A 20437-nucleotide genomic window follows, 5' to 3' on the forward strand; every position below is an offset into this window, starting at 1 on the left:
CTGGTTTTGGGTTTCTCCATGCGTGTCGCGATCGCCGGAGCGGGGCTGGCCGGGCTGTCCTGTGCCAAGTACCTCTGCGACGCGGGGCACACCCCGATCGTTTTTGAGGCCCGGGACGTGCTCGGGGGCAAGGTGGCGGCCTGGCAGGACGAGGACGGCGACTGGTACGAAACGGGGCTGCACATCTTTTTTGGCGCCTACCGCAACATGCGTCGGCTGTTGGCCGAGCTCGGCATCGAAGAGCGGCTCCAGTGGAAGAGCCATTCGATGATCTTCAACCAGAAGGACGTTCCGGGCACCTACAGCCGCTTCGATTTCCCTGACATCCCGGCTCCTTTCAATGGCTTGGCGGCCATTCTGGGCAACAACGACATGCTCAGCTGGCCGGAAAAGATCCGCTTCGGGCTCGGCCTGGTACCCGCGATTCTGAAGGGCCAGGACTACGTCGAGGAATGTGATAAGTACTCCTGGACGGAGTGGCTGCAGCTTCACAACATTCCTGAACGGGTCAACGATGAGGTGTTCCTGGCCATGAGCAAGGCCTTGAACTTCATCAACCCTGAAGAGATCTCCAGCACCGTGGTGCTCACGGCCCTCAACCGTTTTCTGCAGGAGAGCGATGGCTCCAAGATGGCGTTTCTCGATGGCAATCCGCCCGAGCGCCTCTGTCAGCCGATCGTTGACTACATCACGGCGCGCGGTGGTGAAGTTCATCTCAATTCACCCTTGCGCCAGATCGAACTGGCCGCCGATGGCAGCGTGAGGGGCTTTCGTCTCGCTGGCCTCAAGGGGCAGGATGACCGCAGCGTGCAGGCTGATGCCTACGTCAGCGCCATGCCGGTGGATCCACTCAAGCTGCTGCTTCCCGAGCCCTGGAGGGAGCTTCCCTATTTCAAGAAACTCGAGGGGCTCAAGGGCGTACCGGTGATCAACATCCACCTCTGGTTCGATCGCAAGCTCACCGAAATCGATCATCTGCTGTTCAGCCGCAGCGAGCTACTCAGTGTCTACGCCGACATGAGCAATACCTGCCGCGAATACGAGGATCCCGAGCGTTCGATGCTGGAGCTGGTGTTCGCCCCTGCCAAGGATTGGATCGGCCGCAGCGATGCCGACATCGTGGCCGCGACCTTGCTGGAGCTGGAGCGCCTGTTCCCGATGCACTTCACCGGTGAGGATCAAGCCAGGCTTCTGAAGTCGAAAGTTGTGAAGACCCCACTTTCGGTCTACAAGACCGTGCCAGGCTGCCAGGCCCTGCGGCCCGATCAGGCTTCGCCGATTCCTAATTTCTTCCTGGCGGGCTGTTTCACCAAACAGCGCTACCTGGCCTCGATGGAGGGGGCAGTTCTCAGCGGGCGCCTCTGCGCCGAGGCGGTCGATCATCGGGCCGAATCAACACTCGGAACGGATGTCGAACCGAGCCTGGCGGCGGCCTAGGCGTGCTGGCCCCCTTGCCTGGAACTGACAATCTCCCCCTGGGCCTGGAGCAGGCCTATGAAGCCTGCCGCCGGGAAACGGCGGAATGGGCCAAGACCTTCTATCTGGGCACCCTGCTGATGCCGCCCGCCAAGCGGCGAGCGATCTGGGCCATCTACGTCTGGTGCCGGCGCACCGATGAGCTGATGGACGGCCCGGAGGCCCAGCACGTTTCAGCCCAGGAGCTCTCGGATCGGCTCGATCGCTGGGAGGTCCGCACCCGGGCCCTGTTCGATGGAACGGTGCGGGATGGGCTGGACCGGGTGATGGTCGACACCCTGGAGCGCTTCCCCCAGCCCGTTCAGCCCTACCTCGACATGATTGAGGGCCAGCGGATGGATCTCCTCCAGCACCGCTACGCGAGCTTCGAGGAACTGGAGCTCTACTGCTACCGGGTGGCGGGAACGGTGGGGCTGATGACCCAGGAGGTGATGGGCGTCGACTCGGCCTACACCACGGCGCCCTGGAGTTCCAGGCCGGACACGTCCGAGGCGGCGGTGGCCCTGGGCATCGCCAACCAGCTCACCAACATCCTGCGGGACGTGGGTGAGGACCGTGCCCGTGGTCGTATCTATCTCCCCCAGGATGAGCTGGAGCGGTTCGGCTACAGCGAAGCCGATCTGATGGCGGGCAACTTGAACCAGAACTGGCGCGACCTGATGGCCTTTCAACTGCGCCGGGCCAGGCAGTGGTTTGCCCGTTCGGAGGAGGGGGTGCGCTGGCTGGCCCCCGATGCCCGCTGGCCGGTGTGGGCGTCTCTGCGTCTCTATCGCGGCATTCTCGATGTGATTGAACGCCACAACTACGACGTGTTCAACCATCGCGCCTATGTGCCCAGGACAGGAAAGTTGCTCGATCTGCCCTTCTCTTATCTCACCGCCCAGGTGAGGTGACCCCCAGGCCGGCTCAGCGGTCCCCTTGCTCCAGGAGATCGTCGAGGATCCTGTTGATTTGCTCGGGAGCTTCGTCATGGGGGCAGTGGCCCAGGCCCGGGATCACCGCGATGTCCTTGACGGACGGGTAGGCCAGCCAGCGGCGGGCTTCCGCCACCGGCTCCCAGGGGTCCTCCTCCCCCCAGATCAGCCGCACCGGAGTGCTGAGGTCGGCGAGGAGATCGGGGGCAAGCCGGTCATTGAACAGATTGATGAAGCCTCGAAAGGCTTCCGGTGCCTGGGGGTCGCGGGCCGGTTGCAGCAGCAGATCCACCAGTTGATCGTCGATGTTCTTTCCGCTCGGGTAGGCCACCTCCAGCACCTTGCGGATCATCCCAGGGGAGGCCAGGGTCCGGAACAGGGGGCCGGTGATCCAGCGCTGGCGCACCACGCTCTTGAGCAGGGGGCGCACCCAGCGCGCCAGCAGCGGCTGGCTGGCGAGGCGTTTGTCGTCGAGGGCCCGCTGGGCGCAGTCGATCAGCACCACCTGACGGGCCGGTCGGCCCAGCTGCTCAAGGCGCCGGGCGCAGGTGAGCGCCACCACACCGCCGATCGAATTGCCCACCAGCTGGACCGGAGCGACCCCCTGGTCGTTGAGGAAGTCGACCACCTGTTCAGCCCAGAGGTCCATGCCATAACGGATCGATCCAGGGACCAAGGCTTCCCCGTCGAGACATGAGCTGGGTTTGCTGCTGGAGCCGAAGCCGAGCAGGTCGATGGCAAAGGTCTGGCGGCCTCGGGCAAGGGCGGCGGTGTTGTGGCGCCAGTGTTCCTTGCAGGCGCCGAATCCATGGATCAGAACCACCGAAGCGCGATCCTGCCGCGCCTCCCCGGTGACGATGAAGCTGATCTGATGGTCGCCCCATTTCGAGGAGCGACACCAACCTGTGGGATAGGGGCCGGTGGTCATCTCCTCGCCAATGTCCGGCCGATCGATCAGACCGCCGCCTTCTGGGTGGCCAGAAGGTTCTTGAGTTTGGCCAGTTCGCCGGCCCAGCGGGGGTCGGGGGCGCCTTCCTCGATGCTGTCGCTGTGCACCACCTTGTTGACCGCCTTGCGGGCCACGGTCGAGGGGGCGGCGCCGGGGCGACGGTCCGTGCCGGGGCGCACATCCTTGCGCTCGGAACGCTCAATGCGCAGGGGGTTGCCGCCGAAGTCGCGGCCGTTGAGTTGATCGATCACCGCGTCGGCGATCGCCTCGTCATCGACGTTGGCGAAGCCGAAACCACGGCTGGCGCCTGTTTCCCGATCCTGCACGGCCTTGAAACGGACCCCTTCGCCCACGGCGCTGAACAGAGCATCAAGCTCCTTGGAATCAAAGGTCTGCGGCAGGTTGCCGACGTACAGACGAACGCTCATGGAGAGGAAGGAAGGGGGAAAAGGTAGGGGATGGCCAAAGGAGGGTGGGCCCCAGGGCAGGCACATGTGCCGCTGCGACCGGGAGGGACCCGAAGGATGGGGCCCAGCTGAATCCTTCAGCCTGGATCAGGCAGCTTGATTCGCCTTTGCCTAAGCAGTTAATCACGGCGGGGGCCCTGTGATCCAGGATCTGTCTGTCTTGCCAGCCACCGTTTCGCCGCCTCCAGGGCCCCGGCGCGGTCGTCGATGCGACCGAAGGCCCGCTCCGAGGTGAGGTGGTCGATCAGCTCCCCCAGGAGGGGGGAAGCGCTCAGGCCCAGCTCGCGCTGCAGGGCCCTTCCATCCAGGGGCGGCCTGGGGTGGAACAGGGGGTCGCCCGGATCGCGCCAGCGCTCCATCCAGACTTCAGCCAGCTCCGGGGGCAATTGCAGGGCCAGGGCGGGCAGATCCGCTTCAAGCTGTCGGTGCAGGGCCAGCCGCTCCGCCTCCTCCATCGTTTCCAGTTCAGCTTTGGCCTGATCGGCCGAGGCCCCCAGCCGTTGACACCAGCGGCGCAGTCGCCCGCAGCGCCCCTGCAGCTTTCGGCTGCTGCGCAAGCGCTCCAGGGCGGGACTGTCGAACAGGGCGGCCAGGCGGGCCAGGGGCAAGGCGGCATGGGATTCCTGCGGGCTGAGTCCGCAGGAGCGCGCCCGCCCAAGGCTGAGTGCGGCCAGATCCGCCCCCGGACCGCCGCTGACCCAGGGCTCCAGCAGGCCGCTGCAGCGCGCCAACTCGAGATCCCTGTGCCCCAGGGGACTGGCGGCCAGTTTCTCCAGCTCGCCCAGCACCCGCTCCGGGGCCACCTCCTGCAGCAGGCCATGGTGCAGGAGGATCCAGCTCCAGGTGCGCTCCTCCAGCTCGAAGTCGAGCTGGCTGGAGAGGCGCAGTCCCCGCAGCAGCCGCAGCGGATCGTCGAGCAGGTTCTGTTCGGCAACGGCCACCACCTGACGCCGGCTCAGATCCCCCAGGCCGCCGGTGGGGTCCAGCAGCGATGGTTCATTGGCCAGAGGCAGGGCCAGGGCATTGATCCTGAAGTCCCGGCGGCGCAGGTCGTCTTCGAGGGTGTCCCCCACCTGGCGGGCCAGGTCGACGGTCCAGCCGCGGATCACCAGCCGGGCGATCGAGCGCTCCCGATCCAGCACCACCGCCTGGCCGCCTAAACGCTCAGCCAGGTGGCGGCAAAGGTCGATCGCCTCAACGCGCACCACCAGATCCAGATCGGGCCGGGGGCCCAGCCGCCCCAGCAGGCCATCGCGCACGGCGCCCCCCACCAGGGCCGTTCCCTCCGGCAGCACCTGCCAGGGCAGCGGCCAGCGCTCCGGCCCCAGCGCCTGCCACAGCGCTGCGGCCGCCCCAGCCCCCAGAATGGGGTCCTCCGGAGGGCGCGGCGGCATGTGCATCTGCGTGGATTGCCACTGGGTCGACCGCTGCCAGGCCTACCACGCGGTCGAGCGCCAGCATGGCGTCCCCCATCTCAGTGCTTCCCCCGATGTGGTGCCCACGGACCCCCGCATCCACATCCAGGTGATCGATCATCCCGCCGGTGGCGTCGGCGTGGAATGGGACGTGCGCGCCTGCGCCAGCTTTCTCGCCGAGCCCGGCCGCTGGCAGGGGCTGCGCCCGGGTGCTTGCCTGCCTTCATGAGCGGGACGGCGGATTTGTTGTTGGCCCTTCACAGCTCCAGCGACACCCTCGCCGTGGGGCTGCAGGAGTGGCCGACCGTCACTCTCGCGGTCGCGCCTCCCGTCGTGGCTGAATTTCCCCTGGGGCGAACCCTCTCCACCGAGCTGTTCGCCTGCGTGGAGCAGGTCCTGCCGGCCTCCCGGTGGCGTGAGATCAGCCGGCTGGCGGTGGCGATTGGCCCCGGCGGCTTCACGGGCACCCGGCTGACGGTGGTGATGGCCCGCACCCTGGCCCAGCAATTGGCCATCCCCCTCGATGGGGTGGGCAGTTTTCTTCTGATCGCCCGACGCCTGCGGGCCCAGGGGGTGCCAGGGGCAGCGGCGGAGCGCTTCGTGCTGGTGCAGACCCTCCCCCGCCATGGGCTGGTGGCCGGTTGCTATGGAGCGGGCCCTGCCTATCCGGGGGGGATGGTGGAACTCCAGGCCCCGCGCTTTTTCTCCTCTGAGCAGGACCTCCCCGCAGGACCGCGGCTGGAGGCGCGGGTGGAAGCGGCGGCCGACACGGTGCAGCTGCTGGAGATCGCCACCGAGGCGGCGCGGGCCCAGCGGCCGGCCCCCTGGCAGGCCGTTCTGCCCCTCTATCCCACAAGTCCCGTGGAGCCGCGCCCTTGACGGCCTCCCCCAGGCCCGGGACCCATCGCTCCAAGCCCCCCCGGCGCCGCCGCCGACGGGGGGGCAGGCGCTGGCTGCTGGCCCTGGGGGCCGGGGCCCTGCTCTGGATGTCCCGGGGGATCTGGCTGCCCCATCCCCCCTCTCCCCAGATGATCCTGGTGCTGGGGGGCGATGTGGCCCGGGAGCAAGAGGCTGGCCGACTGGCGCGCCGCTACGGCCTGCCGGTGGTGGTCAGCGGTGGCAGCAACCCCGAGTATGCGCAGTGGCTGTTCGCCAACGAGGGCCTGCGGCGCAGCCAGTTCCAGCTCGACTACCGCGCCCGTGACACCCTGACCAACTTCACCTCCCTGGTGGATGAGCTCAGGCGTGCCCGCGTCCGGCATCTGCTGCTGGTCACCAGCAGCGACCACATGCCCCGGGCGCTGCTGATTGGCCGGATCGTGGCCGGCAGCCGCGGCATTCAGATCACCCCGGTGCCGGTGCCCTGCGCCAACCTCTGCCATCCGGAAGGGCGCCGCAAGGTGTGGGGGGATGGTTTCAGGGCCCTGGTGTGGGTGCTGACGGGTCGGGACGTGCGGACGTGGGGGGCAAGGCCGCTCGGGGCTCTGCTCCAGTCAGCAGGCCCAGGTCCAGCAGGGCATTGATCTGGGCCTGGACGGCGGCGGTGGTCACATCGAGATCGGCCCGGCGCCTTGAGGCCGGCGGCGGGATTGGCGTGCCGATGCGGATCTGGATCGGCACCAGCCGAGGCCAGCTCTGGCCCGTGCCCAGGGCCCGGTGGCTGTTCAAGATGGCCACCGGCAGCAGGGGCACCCCGGCCCGGGCCGCCAGCAGCGCCGCCCCCGGCAGTGGAGCGTTCACCCGACCGTCCGCCTGGCGGCTGCCATCGATGAATACACCTGTGGCCCAGCCCTCCTCCAGGCGGTCGGTGGCGGTGCGGATCGCCTCGCGATCACTGGCTCCGCGGCTGACCGGGTAGGCGCCGCAGGCACGGATGATCTGGCCCAGCAGCGGCACCCGGAACAATTCGGCCTTGGCCATGAACGCCACCGGCCGCCCCAGGGCATGGCCTAGCAGGGGCGGGTCCAGGTGGGAGCCGTGGTTGGCCACCACCACCAGCGCCCCCTCCTGGGGCACCTGGGCCTTGCCGAGGATCCGGCCCCGAAACAGCAGCCGAAACACTGGAAACACCAGCAGGTAGCTGATCAGCTGGTAGGTGATGCTCGGCCGCGGCGTCAACAGCAACGGTGGCTCACTCACCCGACGGCGGCGCCCCAGACGGCGGAAGCTTTCCCTCACAGCCCCAGATCGTCGCTGCCGGCGATCTGCGCCACGGTGACCCCCTCGAGGCTGCGCTTGATCAGTCCACTGAGCACGTTGCCCGGGCCGATCTCCACCACGGTGCTGATGCCCTCGGCGCCCAACCGATCCATCGTTTCGCGCCAGCGCACACCGCTCACCATCTGCCGGCGCAGGCGTTCCTTGAGCACGGCGCCGCTGGTGGCGGGGGTGGGATCGGTGTTGCTGAGCACGGGGATGGTGGCGTCGGCGAAGGGCACCTGCTCGAGAAGCTCCGAGAAGGCGCTTGCGGCCTCGGCCATGAAGGGGGAGTGGAAGGCCCCGGACACGGCCAGGGGCACGGCCCGCTTGCTGCGCACCTGGCCGCTGACGGCCGCCACCGCCTCCGGTGTGCCGGAGATCACCACCTGGGCGGCGCTGTTGTCATTGGCGATCACCACCCCCTCGGTGCTGGCCACCAGCGCCTCCAACTCGCCGCGATCGAAGCCGATCAGGGCGGTCATGGCTCCACCACCGGCGGCGGCCATCAGCTCACTGCGGCGCTGCATCAGGGCCAGACCGGTGGCGGCATCGAACACGCCGGCGGCGTAGAGGGCCACCAGCTCACCCAGGCTGTGGCCCGCCACCAGCTGGGCGCTGCGCCCCTGGTCCTTGAGGGCATCCACCAGCAGGCTCTCGATCACGAACAGCGCCGGCTGGGTGTTGCGGGTGTCGTTGAGATCGCTGGGTTCGCCGGTCTGCTCCAGCCCCTCACCGCTGACGATGGCGAGCAGATCGCGGCCCAGCAGCTGGGAGGCCTGCTCGAAGCGCCCCAGGGCGCCAGGGAGATCCAACAGCGGAGCGGCCATACCCAGCTTCTGCGACCCCTGACCGGGAAAGACCCAGGCGATGCCCATGGACGCGCAGGAAGCGGCTGGGCTGGAGCGTAGGTGGCGGCCGCCTCAGCCCTGGGGCCCCTGCCAACGCAGCAGGGCCGCCCCCCAGCTCAGGCCGGCGCCGAAGCCGCTGCTGGCCAGCAGGTGACCGGGCTGCACCCGGCCATCGGCCACAGCCTCCTGCAGCATCAGCGGGATCGTGGCGGCCGAGGTGTTGCCGTAGGCGGCCAGGTTGCTGAGCACGCGGTCGTGGGGGATCGCGAAGCGCTCGGCCACGGCGTCGAGGATGCGCTGGTTGGCCTGGTGCAGCAGCAGCCAGTCGAGCTGCTCGGCGCTGGTGCCGGTTTCGTCCAGCAACTCCTGGAGCATGGCGGGCACTTCCCGCACGGCGAATTTGTAGACCTCCTTGCCGTTCATGGCGATCGGCTCGAATCCGCCCACCTGGGCGGTGACCTCCCCCACCAGGGGAAGGCGCTCGCTGCGCTGGGCCAGGGTGAGGCAATCGGCTTTGCGGCCGTCGGAGCGCATGCGGAACCCCAGCAGCCCGTCGGCTTCCGGAGCGCAGGCCTCCACGGCCACCGCGGCGGCCCCGTCGCCGAAGAGCACACAGGTGCGACGGTCGTCCCAGTCGACCCAGCGGCTGAGTTGATCGGCGCCGATCACCAGGGCCCGCCGTGCGTTGCCGGCGCGGATGTACTGGCTGACGGTCACCAGGGCAAACAGGAAGCCGCTGCAGGCTGCGGTGAGATCGAAGGCCACGGCCCGGTGGGCCCCCAGCAGCCCCTGGAGGCGTGGGGCGCTGCCGAACAGGTCATCGGGGCTGGAGGTGGCCAGCAGGATCAGATCGAGCTCATCGGCCTCCCAGCCGGCGTGGGCGAGGGCCCCGCGGGCGGCTTCGAGCGAGAGGCTGGTGAGCGATTCGCCGGGACCCGCCACCCGCCGGGCGCCGATGCCCGTGCGGCTGCGGATCCATTCGTCGTTCGTCTCGACCCGCCGGCTCAGGTCGTCGTTGCTGAGGCTGTGGCGGGGCAGCCCGCGGCCGCAGCCCACCAGTGCCATCCCTGAGCCCCGTTGGCCGAGCGACACCTGATCCGACCCAGATCGCGTCAGTCAATCACAGGCGACGGCCCCAGGGGCCGGCCTCGGGCGCCGAGCTCAAGCGGGGCTTGTGGTGGCTGGCCTGCCGGTGCTGGTGGCCGAGGCGAGCGCGCTGGACTCGGCGCTGAGCTTGAGCAGATCGTCCATGACGCCATGGTTGGCGGCCGAGTGGGCCAGCCGCAGGGCACTCACCACCGAGAGCGCTTTGCTGCTGCCATGGCCGATCACGCAGATGCCGTTGACGCCGAGCAGCAGCGCACCACCGTGCTCGGCGTGGTCGAGGCGTTTCTTGATGCGCACCAGGTTGGAGCGCAGGAAGGCGGAGCCCACCTTGCCCCGCCTTCCCCGGGGCAGTTCGGCCCGCAGCACATCGAGCAGGACGCTGCCCACCGATTCGAGGAACTTCAGCAACACGTTGCCGGTGAAGCCGTCGCAGACCACCACGTCGAAGTCGCCGGAGAGCACGTCGCGGCCCTCGCAGTTGCCGGCGAAGCGCAGCCTCGGCTCCTCGGCCAGCAGCGCGAAGGTGCGCTGGGCGAGCTCGTTGCCCTTGCTCTCCTCTTCGCCGATGTTGAGCAGGCCCACCCGGGGCTGGTTCACCTGCAGCACGTCGCGGCTGTAGATGCTGCCCAGCAGGGCGAACTGATGCAGCCAGGCGGGCTTGGAATCTGTGTTGGCGCCCACATCCAGCACCAGCACCGAGCGGGCGGGGTCCTTGGTGGGGAACAGAGCCCCGATCGCCGGCCGGTCGATGCCCGCCAGGCGCCCCAGCCGGAAGATCGCCGAGGCCATCACCGCCCCGGAGTTGCCAGCGGAATAGACCGCCAGGGCCTCACCGGCCTTCACCAGGTCCATGGCCAGGTTGATGCTGGCGTCGCGCTTGCGACGCACCACGGTGGCCTCCTCGTGCATGCCCACCGAGGGACCGCTGGGCACCAGCTCAATCAGGCCCGCCTCCTGGGCCCCCTGCAGCTCCCGTTCCAATCCGAGCGCCGCCACGGCCTGACGGGTGGGTTCGGTTTCGGCCACGAAGCGGATGCGCAGGGGCAGGCGTCGCACCGCCTCCAGGCAGCCCTCCAGGATCGGTCCGGGGGCGTGGTCGCCCCCCATGCCATCGACGGCGACCCAGAGGCGCTCCCCATCGAGGATCGGAACCTCGCCACCGCCGGGGCCCTGCTGCAGACGCCGCAGGGGATCGAACACCAGTGGGTGCAGCACCGAGCCGGCCACGGATCCGGCCGTGTTGGCCACCGATCCAGCCACCGAACCGGCGGTGTTGGCCATGGACCCTGCCACCGAGCCGGCGACGGATCCAGCGGTGTTGGCGGCGGATGTGGCCGAGTCCACCAGGGAGGTGACGGCGGCGTTGCGGCGGTACCAGATCACCAGCCGCCGGATCGCGCGGTTGGGCTTCACGCGGCGGGCGCTGGGAAGGTTGGACTCAGGTTCCTTCGGAGGCAACGGCATCGACAATGCGCTGGAACAGGTATCCCGTTCCCCGGGCCGTGAGGATCAACTCGGGGTTCGCTGGATCATCCTCCAGTTTGGAGCGCAGCCGCGAGATGTGGACATCCACCACTCGGGTGTCCACGTGACGCTCGGGGGTGTAGCCCCACACCTCCTTGAGGATCTCGCCGCGGCTGAAGGGCTCGCCCGACTTGCTGACCAGCAGCTCCAGCAGGCTGAACTCCATGCCGGTGAGCCGAATGCGCTCGTCTCCCCGGTAGACCTGGCGCTTGTTGGTGTCGATGCGCAGGTCGCCCACCAGGATCAAACCGGAGTTGGGGATGCCCGCCACCTGCTCCTTGTCCACCCGCCGCAGCACGCAACGGATGCGCGCTTCGAGCTCCTTGGGGCTGAAGGGCTTGACCACGTAGTCGTCGGCGCCGAGCTCCAGGCCGGTGATCCGGTCGGCCACGTCGCCCAGGGCGGTGAGCATCACGATCGGGACGTCCGATTCCTTGCGCAGCTCCTGGCAGACGCCGTAGCCGTCGAGTTTCGGCATCATCACGTCGAGCACCACAAGGTCGGGGGTGACCCGGTGGAAGGCCTCAAGGGCTTCGACGCCATCGCTGGCGGTGATCACGTGGTACCCGATCATCGTCAGCCTGGTTTCCAGGATCCGGCGGATGCTCGCCTCGTCGTCGACGACGAGGATGGTTCCCTTGGCGGGGGCGGGGGGGGTAGCCGTCATCGCGGCGAGGTCAGCGTTACAACCGGTGGCACCACTGAAAAGCTCCGAAGGGTCACAGGTTCACCGAATACCACCAATCTTCATACACCCAGCTTGGCCCGCCCCACCACCACCTACGTCTGCCAGAGCTGCGGAGCCCAGTCGCGCCAGTTCTTTGGCCGCTGTTCCGCCTGTGGCAGCTGGAACAGCCTGGTGGAGCAAACCGCCCCCGCGGTGGATGGTCGGCGGCGGCGCCCGGCCCCCAGCGGCGGCCCTGGCGTCGACCCTGGCGAACCCGGCCGCCCGCGCCGATCGCTGCCGATTCACAGCGTTGGGGAGGGGGCCTTCCAGCGCCTGAGCAGTGGCTACGACGAGCTCGATCGAGTGCTGGGGGGCGGTCTGGTGCCTGGCTCCATGGTGCTGGTGGGGGGTGATCCGGGCATCGGTAAGAGCACCCTGCTGCTGCAGTGCGCCGAGGTGATGGCCCGTCGCCATTCCGTGCTCTATGTGAGCGCCGAGGAGTCGGCCCAGCAGGTCAAGCTGCGCTGGCGGCGGCTGGGGGAGCCGCTTTCGGCGGCCGGGGCCGACCCGGCGGCCCCTTCACCCAGCCCCGAGCCAGCCGAGGCGGGTTCGGGCCTGCAGCTGCTGGCTGAAACCGACCTGGATCATGTGCTGCAGGAACTTGAGGCCCTGCGGCCGGCGGTGGCCGTGATCGACAGCATCCAGGCCCTGCACGACGGGGAGCTCAGCAGCGCTCCGGGCTCGGTGGCCCAGGTGCGCGACTGCGCCGCCGCCCTGGCCCGGATCGCCAAGCGCCAGGACACGGCCATGCTGCTAGTGGGTCACGTGACCAAGGAGGGAATGCTGGCGGGCCCCAAGGTGCTCGAGCACCTGGTGGATGCCGTGCTCACCTTCGAGGGCGACCGCTTCGCCAGTCACCGGTTGCTGCGGGCCGTGAAGAACCGCTTCGGCGCCACCCATGAACTGGGGGTGTTCGAGATGCGTGACCGGGGCCTGGTGGAGGTCAGCAACCCCAGTGAGCTGTTCCTGGGGAGTGAGGAACTCACCGCCGGCACGGCCACGATCGTGGCCTGCGAGGGCACCCGGCCTCTGGTGGTGGAGCTGCAGGCCCTGGTGAGCACCACCAGCTACGCCAGCCCCCGGCGCACGGCCACCGGCATCGGCACCAACCGGCTGCACCAGATCCTGGCGGTGCTCGAGAAGCACCTGGGGTTGCCCCTGTCCCGCTTTGATTGCTACCTGGCGGTGGCGGGGGGGCTGGAGGTGGAGGAGCCGGCGGCGGATCTGGGGGTGGCCGCGGCGGTGGTGGCCAGCAGCCGCGACCTCACCCTGCCGCCAGGCACGGTGCTGGTGGGCGAATTGGGGCTCGGCGGCCAGCTGCGGCCGGTGGGGCAGTTGGAACTGCGGCTTCAGGAGGCGGCGCGGCTGGGGTTCCGCCGGGCGGTGGTGCCCCGGGGCAGCGGCCTGGGGCCGATGGCAGCGTTGCTGGAGCTGCAGCTGCTGGAGGCGGCCACCATCGCCGAGGCGCTGGTGGCCGCCCTGGGGGAGACTCCCGCCGGCGACGATTGAGCCTTGGCTTTGGAATGAGCCTGAGCTTCAGAAGTAGACGTCGACGTTGCTGCGGCCGGAGGACTTGAGCCAGTTCTCGATTTCCAGGTAACCGCCCGGGTAGAGGCGCACGGCGCGGCCCCAGAGGTCCGCGGCCTTGTCGAGCCAGCGATCAGCCGAATCCTGATCCCCCTCTTCCTGGGCGAGACGGCCCCACTTCTCATAGATCAGACCCATGTTTTTGAGGCAGGAAGGAGAGTTTGGGTTTTCCTCCAAAGACTTGGCGTAGTAGCCGAGTGACTTCTCCTCTTCGCCATTGCTCATGAAGATGATCGCCATGTTCTTGAAGATCTCGCCGCGGTCGATGGGGTCATCCTCCAGCTTCAGGGCCTCTTCGTAGTTGTCCAAGGCCTCGGCGTAGTCCCCATCGCCCTGGGCGGAGAGTCCATCTTTGTAATAGATGTAGGCCTCCTTGGCCCTGGAACTGATCGGCATCAGCTTCACGATCAAGTCGGCCATGACCGTGAAGCTCTTGTCGATGAAGTTGTCATTGCGTTGACTGCGTGGCACGGCGAAGGGTCGTGGAGGTCCCCCCATCCTCACCCCCGCTCGGCTCCCTAACCTTGCGGCCTCTGCCGAAACTCCGATCCGCCTGCCTGCCCCCACTGGCCGCGCCACCGGTTTCCTGGCTTCCGCCCTGGACATCCAGACGCCTGGGGAGATCGAACCCCTGCTGTTGGAGGTGGAGGGGATGAAGTGCGGCGGTTGTGTGCGGGCGGTGGAACAGCGGCTGCTGGAGCAGCCCGGGGTGGCCCAGGTGAGTGTCAACCTGCTCACCCGCACGGCCTGGGTGGGCCTTGATCCCCCACGCGCCGACGCTGGCGCCAGCGATCCGCTGCCAGCGGTGATCGCCAGCCTGGGGGGCCTGGGGTACACCGCCAAGCTCCGCAACCGCGACCTGGATTCACCCAGCCCGCAGGAACGCCGCCAACGCCTGCACTGGTGGGAGCAGTGGCGCCAGCTGGTGGTGGCCCTGGCCCTGCTGCTGGTCTCGGTGGCGGGGCACCTGGCGGAATCGGGTCAGCTGGGGGTGCCCCTGTTGGCGGAGATCCCGTTCCATGCCCTCGTGGCCACCGTGGCCCTGGCGGGGCCAGGCCGCTCCATTCTTGTGGCCGGGGCCCGGGGGGCCCTGGCGGGCGTGCCGAGCATGGACACCCTGGTGGGGCTGGGCATGGGCAGTTCCTACCTGGCCAGCCTGGGGGCTTTCCTCTGGCCCGCCCTGGGCTGGCAGTGCTTCTTCAACGAGCCGGTGATGCTTCTGGGCTTCGTGCTGCTGGGGCGTTTTCTGGAGGAGCGGGCCCGCTACCGCACCGGCCGCTCCCTCGAGCAACTGGCGGCCCTGCAGCCCGACACCGCCCTGTTGCTGCTCGATGGCGGAGAACCGCGTCTGGTGCGGGTGGGTGGCTTGCGGCCCGGGGACCGGCTGCGGATCCTGCCCGGCGATCGGGTGCCCGTGGACGGCCTGGTGCACTCAGGCCATTCGGCCGTGGATGTGTCGAGCCTCACCGGCGAGCCCCTGCCGCTGATGGCCGCCCCGGGGTCCTCCCTGGCTGCCGGCAGCCTGAATCTGGAGGCGCCCCTGGAGCTCGACGTGGAGTGCTCCGGCGCCGACACCGCCCTGGCCCGGATCATCCGGCTGGTGGAGGAGGCCCAGGCCCGCAAGGCACCGATCCAGGGGCTGGCTGATCGGGTGGCCGGTCGCTTCAGCGTGGTGGTGCTGGCCCTGGCCGCCGCCACCTTCCTGTTCTGGTGGCTCTGGGGCGCGGCGCTCTGGCCCCAGGTGCTGCTGGCGGCACCGGCGTTCTCGGCCCACGGCTTCCACGGGGCGGGCGGAATGCAGGCGGGCCATGCCGTGCTCGGGGCCATGGCCACGACCCCCGCCGCCCTGGCGCTGCAGCTGGCGATCGCGGTGCTGGTGGTGGCCTGCCCCTGTGCCCTCGGTCTGGCCACCCCCACGGCGATCACCGTGGGCACGGGCCTGGCGGCCCGCTCCGGTGTGCTGTTCAGGGGCGGCGATGTGATCGAAAGGGCGGCCCGGGTGCAGGTGATGCTGTTCGACAAGACCGGCACCCTCACCCTGGGGCGTCCGCTGGTGACGGCCGTGGAGGCAGCCCCTGGCGTGGAGGCTGATCGCCTGGTGCAGATCGCCGCCAGCCTGGAGCGACAGACCCGCCATCCCTTCGCCCATGCCCTGCTCCAGGAGGCCCAGGTGCGTCAGTTGAGCCTGCTCGCGGTGACCTCCAGCCACACCCTCGCCGGGCAGGGGGTGGAGGGCACGATCGATGCTCTGGCGGGCACCGCCCGGGTCGGTCGACCCGGCTGGCTGAGGGAGGTGGGCCTGGTGCTCGACCCGGAGCTGGAGCAGCGACGCGATCAGTTGGAGCGCCTGGGGGCCACGGTGTTGGCGGTGGCCGAGGGCCCGCGGCTGCTGGGGCTGGTGGCCGTCGAAGACCAGCCCCGCCCCGATGCCGCTTCCACCCTGGCGGAACTGCGGCGCCAGGGCCTGGAGCTCGGGGTGCTCAGCGGCGATCGCGAACAGCCCGTGCGCCAGTTGGCCGCTCACCTTGGACTGCCGGTCGATGCCTTGGCCTGGGAGCTGCGGCCGGAGCAGAAGTTGGAGCGGATCATGGCCGCCAGGGAACGGGGGCCGGTGGCGATGGTGGGAGATGGCATCAACGACACCCCGGCGCTTGCCGCCGCCGACCTGGGCATCGCCGTCGGCAATGGCACCCAGATCGCCCAGGACACGGCCGATCTGGTGATCCTCGGGGAGCGCCTCGAGGGGGTGGCGCTCGCCCTGGGGCTGGCCCGCTCCACCATGGCCAAGGTGCGTCAGAACCTGGCCTGGGCCTTCGGCTACAACCTGATCGTGCTGCCGATCGCCGCCGGTGTGCTGCTGCCGGCCTTCGGAATCCTGCTCTCGCCTCCCCTGGCCGCCCTGCTGATGGCCAGCAGTTCGATCACGGTGGTGGTCAACGCCCTGTTGCTGCGGCCCCGTCTGGCATGAGCGAGGCCATGGGTGAGCACGGGAGCGTGGGGTCTCCTGCGGTCCGGGGGAGGTTTCTGGTGCTCGAGGGCATTGATGGCTGCGGCAAGACCACCCAGCTCGAAGCCCTCCGGCACTGGCTTCCGGCCAGTGGTCTGATGGCCCCCGGGGCCTCCCTGGTGGTGACCCGGGAGCCCGGTGGCACGGCCCTCGGGCTGGCCCTGCGGGAGCTGCTGCTGCACCCCCCCGGAGAGGCGACGCCGGATCCCTTGGCTGAGCTGCTGCTCTATGCCGCCGATCGGGCCCAGCATGTGCGCCAACGGATCGAGCCGGCCCTGGCGGCCGGCGATTGGGTGCTCAGCGACCGCTTCGTGGGCTCCACCGCCGCCTACCAGGGCGATGGCCGGGGGCTGCCGTCTGAGTGGATCAGCGCCCTGGAGGCCCTCGCCACGGGCGGTTTGGTGGCTGATCTCACCCTCTGGCTGGATCTGCCCCTGGAGCGCTCGCTGCAGCGCCGGGGTCACCGGCCGGCGGATCGGATCGAATCGGCCGGTGGGGCGTTCCTGGAGCGGGTGGCTGGGGGGTTCGCCCGGCTGGCCAACGAGCGGGGCTGGCGCCGCATCGAGGCCGACCAGGGGCCCGAGCAGGTGAGCGCGGCGATCCGTCAGCTGCTCCAGGAGCGGTTTCCGCTGCCTTCGCCTCCACCGGTCACGGCGGAGGTGGTGGGGCCGGCGGGGCCGCTGGGGGACGGCCATGGCTGATCTGTTTGCGGGGCTGGTGGGTCAGGAGCGGGCCCTGACCTTTCTTCGGGCCGCCCTGGAACGTCAGCGGCTGGCCCCCGCCTACCTGTTCTGTGGCCCCGAGGGCATTGGCCGTCGCCAGGCGGCCCTGCGCTTTCTCGAAGGGGTGCTGGCTGGCCCCCAGGGCAGCGAGTCCGTGCGCCGGCGACTGGCGGCCGGCAACCACCCCGACCTGCTCTGGGTGGAGCCCACCTACCAGCACCAGGGGGAACTGGTGCCGGCCTCCGAAGCGGTCGAGCGCGGCGTCAGTCGGCGGGCGCCCCCCCAGCTGCGGCTGGAGCAGGTGCGCGCCGTGGGCGGTTTTCTGGCCCGCCGGCCCCTGGAGGCCAACCGTGTCCTGGTGGTGATCGAGGCGGTGGAGGCGATGGCCGAGGGGGCGGCCAACGCCCTGCTCAAGACCCTCGAAGAGCCCGGTGGCGGCCTGCTGCTGCTGCTCACGGCGGCCCCCGACCGGTTGCTGAGCACGATCCGTTCCCGTTGCCAGGCGATCCCCTTCTCCCGCCTGGATCCCCTGGCCATGGACGAGGTTCTGCAGGCACTGGGCTCCCCAGCCGGGGCGATCTCGGAGCCCCCGGGTCTGCTGGAGCTGGCCGCTGGCTCACCGGGGGCGCTTCTGCGGCACAGGGAGCAGTGGAACCAGTTGCCCGAGGGCCTGGCGGACCGCCTGCTGGCCCTGTCCAGCGACCCGATGGAGGCCCTGGCCCTGGCCCGCGACCTCACTGAGGCCCTGGATGGGGAGCAGCAGCTCTGGCTGCTCGACTGGTGGCAGCTTCAGCTCTGGCGCCGGACCGCCTCGATCCAGCGTCAGCGGCGCCTGGAGCAGCTGCGTTCCCAGCTCAGGGCCTACGTGCAACCGCGTCTGGCCTGGGAAGTGGCCTTGCTGGGCTGACGTTTCCCCGCTGAAGCCCAGTGGCCTCAGGCGGCGGTGGGAGCGTTCAGCGGAGGTCCGCTGTTGCCGCGGTGGGCAACGATCAAGGGAGCGAGCTCCTCGAGCCGGGCACCGTTGGGCAGTTCCAGGCAGTAGCCCGCCCCGTAGACGGTCTTGATGAACTGGGGCTTGCGCGGATCGGGTTCCAGCTTGGTGCGCAGATGGCGGATGTGGACCCGGATCGTTTCGATGTCGTCATCGGGTTCGTAGCCCCACACCTCCTTGAGGATCAACGCTGGGGCCACTGTCTGGCCGTGACGCTGCAGCAGGCAGCGGAGCAGTTCGAATTCCAGGTGGGTGAGCCGCACCGGTGCGTCAAACCAGTTGGCTTCAAAGCGCTCGGGCACCAGAATGAGCGGGCCGTAACTGAGAATCTCACTCGGTTTGGACGACACCGGCGCCCGCTCGGTGCGGCGCAGCAGGGCCTTGATGCGCACCTGCAGCTCTTCGATATCAAAGGGCTTGGTGAGGTAGTCATCGGCTCCGGAATTGAAGCCGCTGACGATGTCCTTGGTGCCCCCCAGGGCCGAAATCACCATGATCGGAATGCGGGCGGTGCGCTCGTCCCGGCGCAGCCTCTGGCAGAGGGTGAGGCCATCGACTTTGGGGAGGATCAGCTCCAGCAGGATCAGGTCGGGGCTGAACTGCAGGGCCAGGGCCTGCCCCTTGAGGCCGTCTTCGGCGCCCTGCACCTCAAAGCCAGTCCGCTCGAGCTGGGCCGTCACCTGCTCACGCATGGCGCGGTCCTCGTCGATCAGCAGGATGCTGGGCTTCATGGATGCCGGCGTTGGAGCTGGCGCAGGCGGCTCCAGGGGAGTGTCACGGGGGCCGCCGGCGGAGCGCCGGGGCCTGGGGCCAACGGAGGGCCGAGGGCGGTTCGTGAGCAGCAACGGGACAAAGTCAACGCTTTTCCTTTCGATTCGCATTTTCATTCGAATTCAGCGTGCCTGCGACCCTGGCCGCCTCTCTGGCGGGGCCGGGCCCCTCAGGCGCGGCCCAGGTCGCGCTGAAATCGCCCAGGCCACCAGCGCAGAAGCCCTGCGGCAGCTGGGTTGAGCCGATGGAGCGCCCACGGCTGACCATGGAGATCTGAAGATTCTCTTCACCATTGAAGCAGGGTTGCCGGGCCTCCGTCGGCTCACGGGGCAGGCCCCTGGGCCAAAAAAAGACCCCAGCCCTGGGGCTGGAGTCTGGGCAAACTCCCCGGGCGGGATTCGAACCTGCGACCAATCGATTAACAGTCGACCGCTCTACCGCTGAGCTACCGAGGATGGCAACCGGTCGAACCTACCCCTCGGCCTGTCCGACCGGCAAGGGGGTGAGCAGGCGCCGCAGGGCGCGTCCGTCCTGCCAGGAACCCAGGTGACCACGCTCCATCAGCGCGGCGGCGGTGCAGCGTTCCAGCTCGTCCAGCCGATGGGTGATCCACAGGGCCGTGAGCGGCCTGTGGGGGCGTTGGCAGAGGGCGCAGATCAGCTCCAGGACATCGGCCTGGCTCTCCGGGTCCAGCAGGGCGGTGGGTTCATCGAGCAGCAGCAGCGCGGCCTCGCTGGCCAGGGCACCGGCGATGGCCAGCCTCTGTTTCTGGCCGCCGCTGAGGGTGTGGATCGGCCGTTGCTCCAGTCCCCCCAGCCCCACTTGCTCAAGGGTCGCCCGCAGGCGGCGCTGACGTTCAAGCGCCGTCAGGTTCGCCGGCATGGAGAGTTGCAGATCGGTGCCGCAGCTGGGCAGCAGCAGTTGATGGTCGGGGTTCTGAAACACCAGGGCGGGTTTGAGCCCCAGCCGCAGCCGCCCGCGGCTGGGCTCCAGCAGGCCGGCGATCAGGCGCAACAGCGTGCTCTTGCCGCTGCCGTTGCCGCCCACGATCATCCACAGCCCGGGGCCTGGAATGGTGAGGTTGCAATGGGCCAGGGCCGTGGCACCCGTGGGCCAGGCGAAGCCCACCTGCTCCACCACAAGCGGCGGCTCGCTTGGCAGCGGCTCGGGGGAAGCCAGGGCGGAGCCTGTCAAGGGCCTCAGTCGTCGAAGGAGAATCCTGGGCGCTTGCCGCCGCCGCCGCCGGTGGTGGATTTTTCGTAGAGCTGAACGGCCACCAGCTCACTGCTGAGCAGGGCGATGCGTTTCTCCTCATCCTTCTCGCAGGTGAGTTCGAGCACGCGGGGGTGCCCGCTCTCCAAGGCCTCCTTGATCTGGCCGTGGAGAGCCAGGGCCGCCTCCAGGTCCTTGCGCTGCACAGCCACGGGCATGGGGCTCAGCTTGAGCGAGAGCTCGACGACGTACACGGGCGGCGGGGGGAAGGTGCTGACACTCTGGCGAATCGCGCGGCCCTAGGTGCAACGACTCATTTTTTGAGGTCGACCGGAGAGGGTGCCGCGATCGGGAGCGTTTGACCGTACGATGCGCATGTAACGAAACATAAAGTCACCCATGACGATCGCTCTAGGGGGCGCGCCTTCAGCCCGGGGATGGTTCGACGTCCTCGATGACTGGCTCAAGCGCGACCGCTTCGTTTTTGTGGGCTGGTCGGGTCTGCTGCTGTTCCCCACGGC

The 20437-nt window shown here is 69.0% G+C and carries 21 protein-coding genes, 1 tRNA gene and 1 pseudogene; 10 read left to right on the forward strand and 13 right to left on the reverse strand.

Features of this window, described 5'->3' with window-relative positions:
• Window positions 1-18 precede the first annotated feature (18 nt).
• Together pds and KBZ13_RS08420 are read left to right on the forward strand one after the other, a co-directional pair.
• Window positions 19-1437 carry a 15-cis-phytoene desaturase gene (gene pds, locus KBZ13_RS08415; RefSeq protein ID WP_255008167.1) on the forward strand — a complete coding sequence of 473 codons (1419 nt, stop codon included), beginning with the start codon at window positions 19-21 and terminating at the stop codon, window positions 1435-1437.
• 2 nt (window positions 1438-1439) lie between these two features.
• Complete coding sequence (locus KBZ13_RS08420) at window positions 1440-2369, forward strand: phytoene synthase (protein ID WP_409995628.1); 930 nt, start codon at window positions 1440-1442, stop codon at window positions 2367-2369.
• Between the two features lie 13 nt (window positions 2370-2382).
• Here KBZ13_RS08420 and KBZ13_RS08425 read toward each other — a convergent pair whose 3' ends face one another.
• From KBZ13_RS08425 to KBZ13_RS08435, 3 genes are all read right to left on the reverse strand, one after another.
• Window positions 2383-3318 carry an alpha/beta fold hydrolase gene (locus KBZ13_RS08425; RefSeq protein ID WP_255008169.1) on the reverse strand — a complete coding sequence of 312 codons (936 nt, stop codon included), beginning with the start codon at window positions 3316-3318 and terminating at the stop codon, window positions 2383-2385.
• Window positions 3319-3344: 26 nt separating this feature from the next.
• The gene (locus KBZ13_RS08430) at window positions 3345-3767 is read right to left on the reverse strand and encodes an RNA recognition motif domain-containing protein (protein WP_255008171.1); all 423 of its coding nucleotides are present in this window, start codon (window positions 3765-3767) and stop codon (window positions 3345-3347) included.
• 158 nt (window positions 3768-3925) lie between these two features.
• On the reverse strand, window positions 3926-5200 hold the full coding sequence (locus KBZ13_RS08435; protein WP_255008173.1) for a CCA tRNA nucleotidyltransferase: 1275 nt from the start codon (window positions 5198-5200) through the stop codon (window positions 3926-3928).
• On the opposite strand from KBZ13_RS08435, the gene KBZ13_RS08440 reads away from it, so the two are divergent.
• The 3 genes from KBZ13_RS08440 (at window position 5199) to KBZ13_RS08450 (ending at window position 6744) form a co-directional block, all read left to right on the forward strand.
• A complete protein-coding gene (locus KBZ13_RS08440; RefSeq protein ID WP_255008176.1) occupies window positions 5199-5450 on the forward strand; it encodes a Ycf34 family protein in 252 nt (83 codons plus the stop codon). The genes KBZ13_RS08435 and KBZ13_RS08440 overlap by 2 nt on opposite strands.
• Complete coding sequence (gene tsaB / locus KBZ13_RS08445; protein WP_255008178.1) at window positions 5447-6100, forward strand: tRNA (adenosine(37)-N6)-threonylcarbamoyltransferase complex dimerization subunit type 1 TsaB; 654 nt, start codon at window positions 5447-5449, stop codon at window positions 6098-6100. Before KBZ13_RS08440 ends, tsaB begins: the two co-directional genes overlap by 4 nt.
• 107 nt (window positions 6101-6207) lie before the next feature.
• On the forward strand, window positions 6208-6744 hold the full coding sequence (locus KBZ13_RS08450) for a YdcF family protein (protein ID WP_255008226.1): 537 nt from the start codon (window positions 6208-6210) through the stop codon (window positions 6742-6744).
• Here the strand turns inward: KBZ13_RS08450 and KBZ13_RS08455 are convergent.
• The 5 genes from KBZ13_RS08455 to rpaB all read right to left on the reverse strand — a co-directional run bounded on the left by KBZ13_RS08455 (window position 6638) and on the right by rpaB (window position 11566).
• Entirely contained in the window at window positions 6638-7360 is a 723-nt protein-coding gene (locus KBZ13_RS08455; protein WP_255008227.1) for a lysophospholipid acyltransferase family protein, read from the reverse strand. The two genes, KBZ13_RS08450 and KBZ13_RS08455, sit on opposite strands and share 107 nt — an antisense overlap.
• Window positions 7361-7395: 35 nt before the next feature.
• The gene (gene fabD / locus KBZ13_RS08460; RefSeq protein WP_255008180.1) at window positions 7396-8295 is read right to left on the reverse strand and encodes an ACP S-malonyltransferase; all 900 of its coding nucleotides are present in this window, start codon (window positions 8293-8295) and stop codon (window positions 7396-7398) included.
• Between the two features lie 45 nt (window positions 8296-8340).
• Window positions 8341-9333 (reverse strand): beta-ketoacyl-ACP synthase III, encoded by a 993-nt coding sequence (locus KBZ13_RS08465; RefSeq protein WP_255008229.1) that lies wholly within the window; start codon window positions 9331-9333, stop codon window positions 8341-8343.
• A 96-nt stretch (window positions 9334-9429) separates the two neighbouring features.
• A complete protein-coding gene (gene plsX / locus KBZ13_RS08470) occupies window positions 9430-10833 on the reverse strand; it encodes a phosphate acyltransferase PlsX (RefSeq protein ID WP_255008231.1) in 1404 nt (467 codons plus the stop codon).
• Window positions 10814-11566, reverse strand: coding sequence for a response regulator transcription factor RpaB (gene rpaB / locus KBZ13_RS08475; RefSeq protein WP_255008181.1), 753 nt, complete (start codon window positions 11564-11566; stop codon window positions 10814-10816). The genes plsX and rpaB overlap by 20 nt, the downstream gene beginning before the upstream one ends.
• Before the next feature lie 93 nt (window positions 11567-11659).
• Here rpaB and radA point away from each other — a divergent pair, with 93 nt between their 5' ends.
• A complete protein-coding gene (gene radA / locus KBZ13_RS08480; protein ID WP_255008183.1) occupies window positions 11660-13135 on the forward strand; it encodes a DNA repair protein RadA in 1476 nt (491 codons plus the stop codon).
• A gap of 27 nt (window positions 13136-13162) precedes the next feature.
• Here radA and KBZ13_RS08485 read toward each other — a convergent pair whose 3' ends face one another.
• Window positions 13163-13684, reverse strand: a complete 522-nt coding sequence (locus KBZ13_RS08485) for a photosystem I assembly protein Ycf3 (RefSeq protein ID WP_255008185.1) — start codon at window positions 13682-13684, stop codon at window positions 13163-13165.
• Between the two features lie 163 nt (window positions 13685-13847).
• Here KBZ13_RS08485 and KBZ13_RS08490 point away from each other — a divergent pair, with 163 nt between their 5' ends.
• From KBZ13_RS08490 to KBZ13_RS08500, 3 genes are read left to right on the forward strand one after another with little or no spacing between them, the layout of a single operon-like run.
• A complete protein-coding gene (locus tag KBZ13_RS08490; protein WP_409995632.1) occupies window positions 13848-16181 on the forward strand; it encodes a heavy metal translocating P-type ATPase in 2334 nt (777 codons plus the stop codon).
• Complete coding sequence (gene tmk, locus KBZ13_RS08495; RefSeq protein ID WP_255008186.1) at window positions 16178-16921, forward strand: dTMP kinase; 744 nt, start codon at window positions 16178-16180, stop codon at window positions 16919-16921. Before KBZ13_RS08490 ends, tmk begins: the two co-directional genes overlap by 4 nt.
• Window positions 16914-17849, forward strand: a complete 936-nt coding sequence (locus KBZ13_RS08500; RefSeq protein ID WP_255008188.1) for a DNA polymerase III subunit delta' — start codon at window positions 16914-16916, stop codon at window positions 17847-17849. Before tmk ends, KBZ13_RS08500 begins: the two co-directional genes overlap by 8 nt.
• A gap of 26 nt (window positions 17850-17875) precedes the next feature.
• Here KBZ13_RS08500 and KBZ13_RS08505 read toward each other — a convergent pair whose 3' ends face one another.
• From KBZ13_RS08505 to KBZ13_RS08520, 4 genes are all read right to left on the reverse strand, one after another.
• Complete coding sequence (locus KBZ13_RS08505; RefSeq protein WP_255008190.1) at window positions 17876-18664, reverse strand: response regulator transcription factor; 789 nt, start codon at window positions 18662-18664, stop codon at window positions 17876-17878.
• Window positions 18665-19087: 423 nt separating this feature from the next.
• A tRNA-Asn gene (locus tag KBZ13_RS08510) sits at window positions 19088-19159 on the reverse strand.
• A 16-nt stretch (window positions 19160-19175) separates the two neighbouring features.
• Entirely contained in the window at window positions 19176-19898 is a 723-nt protein-coding gene (locus tag KBZ13_RS08515; protein ID WP_255008191.1) for an ABC transporter ATP-binding protein, read from the reverse strand.
• Between the two features lie 5 nt (window positions 19899-19903).
• Window positions 19904-20170 (reverse strand): hypothetical protein, encoded by a 267-nt coding sequence (locus KBZ13_RS08520; protein ID WP_255008193.1) that lies wholly within the window; start codon window positions 20168-20170, stop codon window positions 19904-19906.
• Between the two features lie 145 nt (window positions 20171-20315).
• Between KBZ13_RS08520 and KBZ13_RS08525 the strand changes: the two are divergent.
• Window positions 20316-20437: pseudogene (locus tag KBZ13_RS08525) on the forward strand (photosystem II D2 protein (photosystem q(a) protein)); the annotation flags it as partial.

The sequence above is a fragment of the Cyanobium sp. ATX 6F1 genome, assembly GCF_024346315.1.
Taxonomy (GTDB): Bacteria; Cyanobacteriota; Cyanobacteriia; order PCC-6307; family Cyanobiaceae; genus ATX-6F1.

Excerpts from the sequence above, each read along its gene's own strand:
- KBZ13_RS08430 (WP_255008171.1), bottom strand. The coding sequence starts at position 3,767 with ATGAGCGTTCGTCTGTACGTCGGCAACCTGCCGCAGACCTTTGATTCC.
- fabD (WP_255008180.1), bottom strand. The coding sequence starts at position 8,295 with ATGGGCATCGCCTGGGTCTTTCCCGGTCAGGGGTCGCAGAAGCTGGGT.
- KBZ13_RS08425 (WP_255008169.1), bottom strand. The coding sequence starts at position 3,318 with ATGACCACCGGCCCCTATCCCACAGGTTGGTGTCGCTCCTCGAAATGG.
- rpaB (WP_255008181.1), bottom strand. The coding sequence starts at position 11,566 with ATGACGGCTACCCCCCCCGCCCCCGCCAAGGGAACCATCCTCGTCGTC.
- pds (WP_255008167.1), top strand. The coding sequence starts at position 19 with ATGCGTGTCGCGATCGCCGGAGCGGGGCTGGCCGGGCTGTCCTGTGCC.
- KBZ13_RS08450 (WP_255008226.1), top strand. The coding sequence starts at position 6,208 with ATGTCCCGGGGGATCTGGCTGCCCCATCCCCCCTCTCCCCAGATGATC.
- KBZ13_RS08435 (WP_255008173.1), bottom strand. The coding sequence starts at position 5,200 with ATGCCGCCGCGCCCTCCGGAGGACCCCATTCTGGGGGCTGGGGCGGCC.
- KBZ13_RS08500 (WP_255008188.1), top strand. The coding sequence starts at position 16,914 with ATGGCTGATCTGTTTGCGGGGCTGGTGGGTCAGGAGCGGGCCCTGACC.
- KBZ13_RS08465 (WP_255008229.1), bottom strand. The coding sequence starts at position 9,333 with ATGGCACTGGTGGGCTGCGGCCGCGGGCTGCCCCGCCACAGCCTCAGC.
- tmk (WP_255008186.1), top strand. The coding sequence starts at position 16,178 with ATGAGCGAGGCCATGGGTGAGCACGGGAGCGTGGGGTCTCCTGCGGTC.
- tsaB (WP_255008178.1), top strand. The coding sequence starts at position 5,447 with ATGAGCGGGACGGCGGATTTGTTGTTGGCCCTTCACAGCTCCAGCGAC.
- KBZ13_RS08440 (WP_255008176.1), top strand. The coding sequence starts at position 5,199 with ATGTGCATCTGCGTGGATTGCCACTGGGTCGACCGCTGCCAGGCCTAC.
- KBZ13_RS08505 (WP_255008190.1), bottom strand. The coding sequence starts at position 18,664 with ATGAAGCCCAGCATCCTGCTGATCGACGAGGACCGCGCCATGCGTGAG.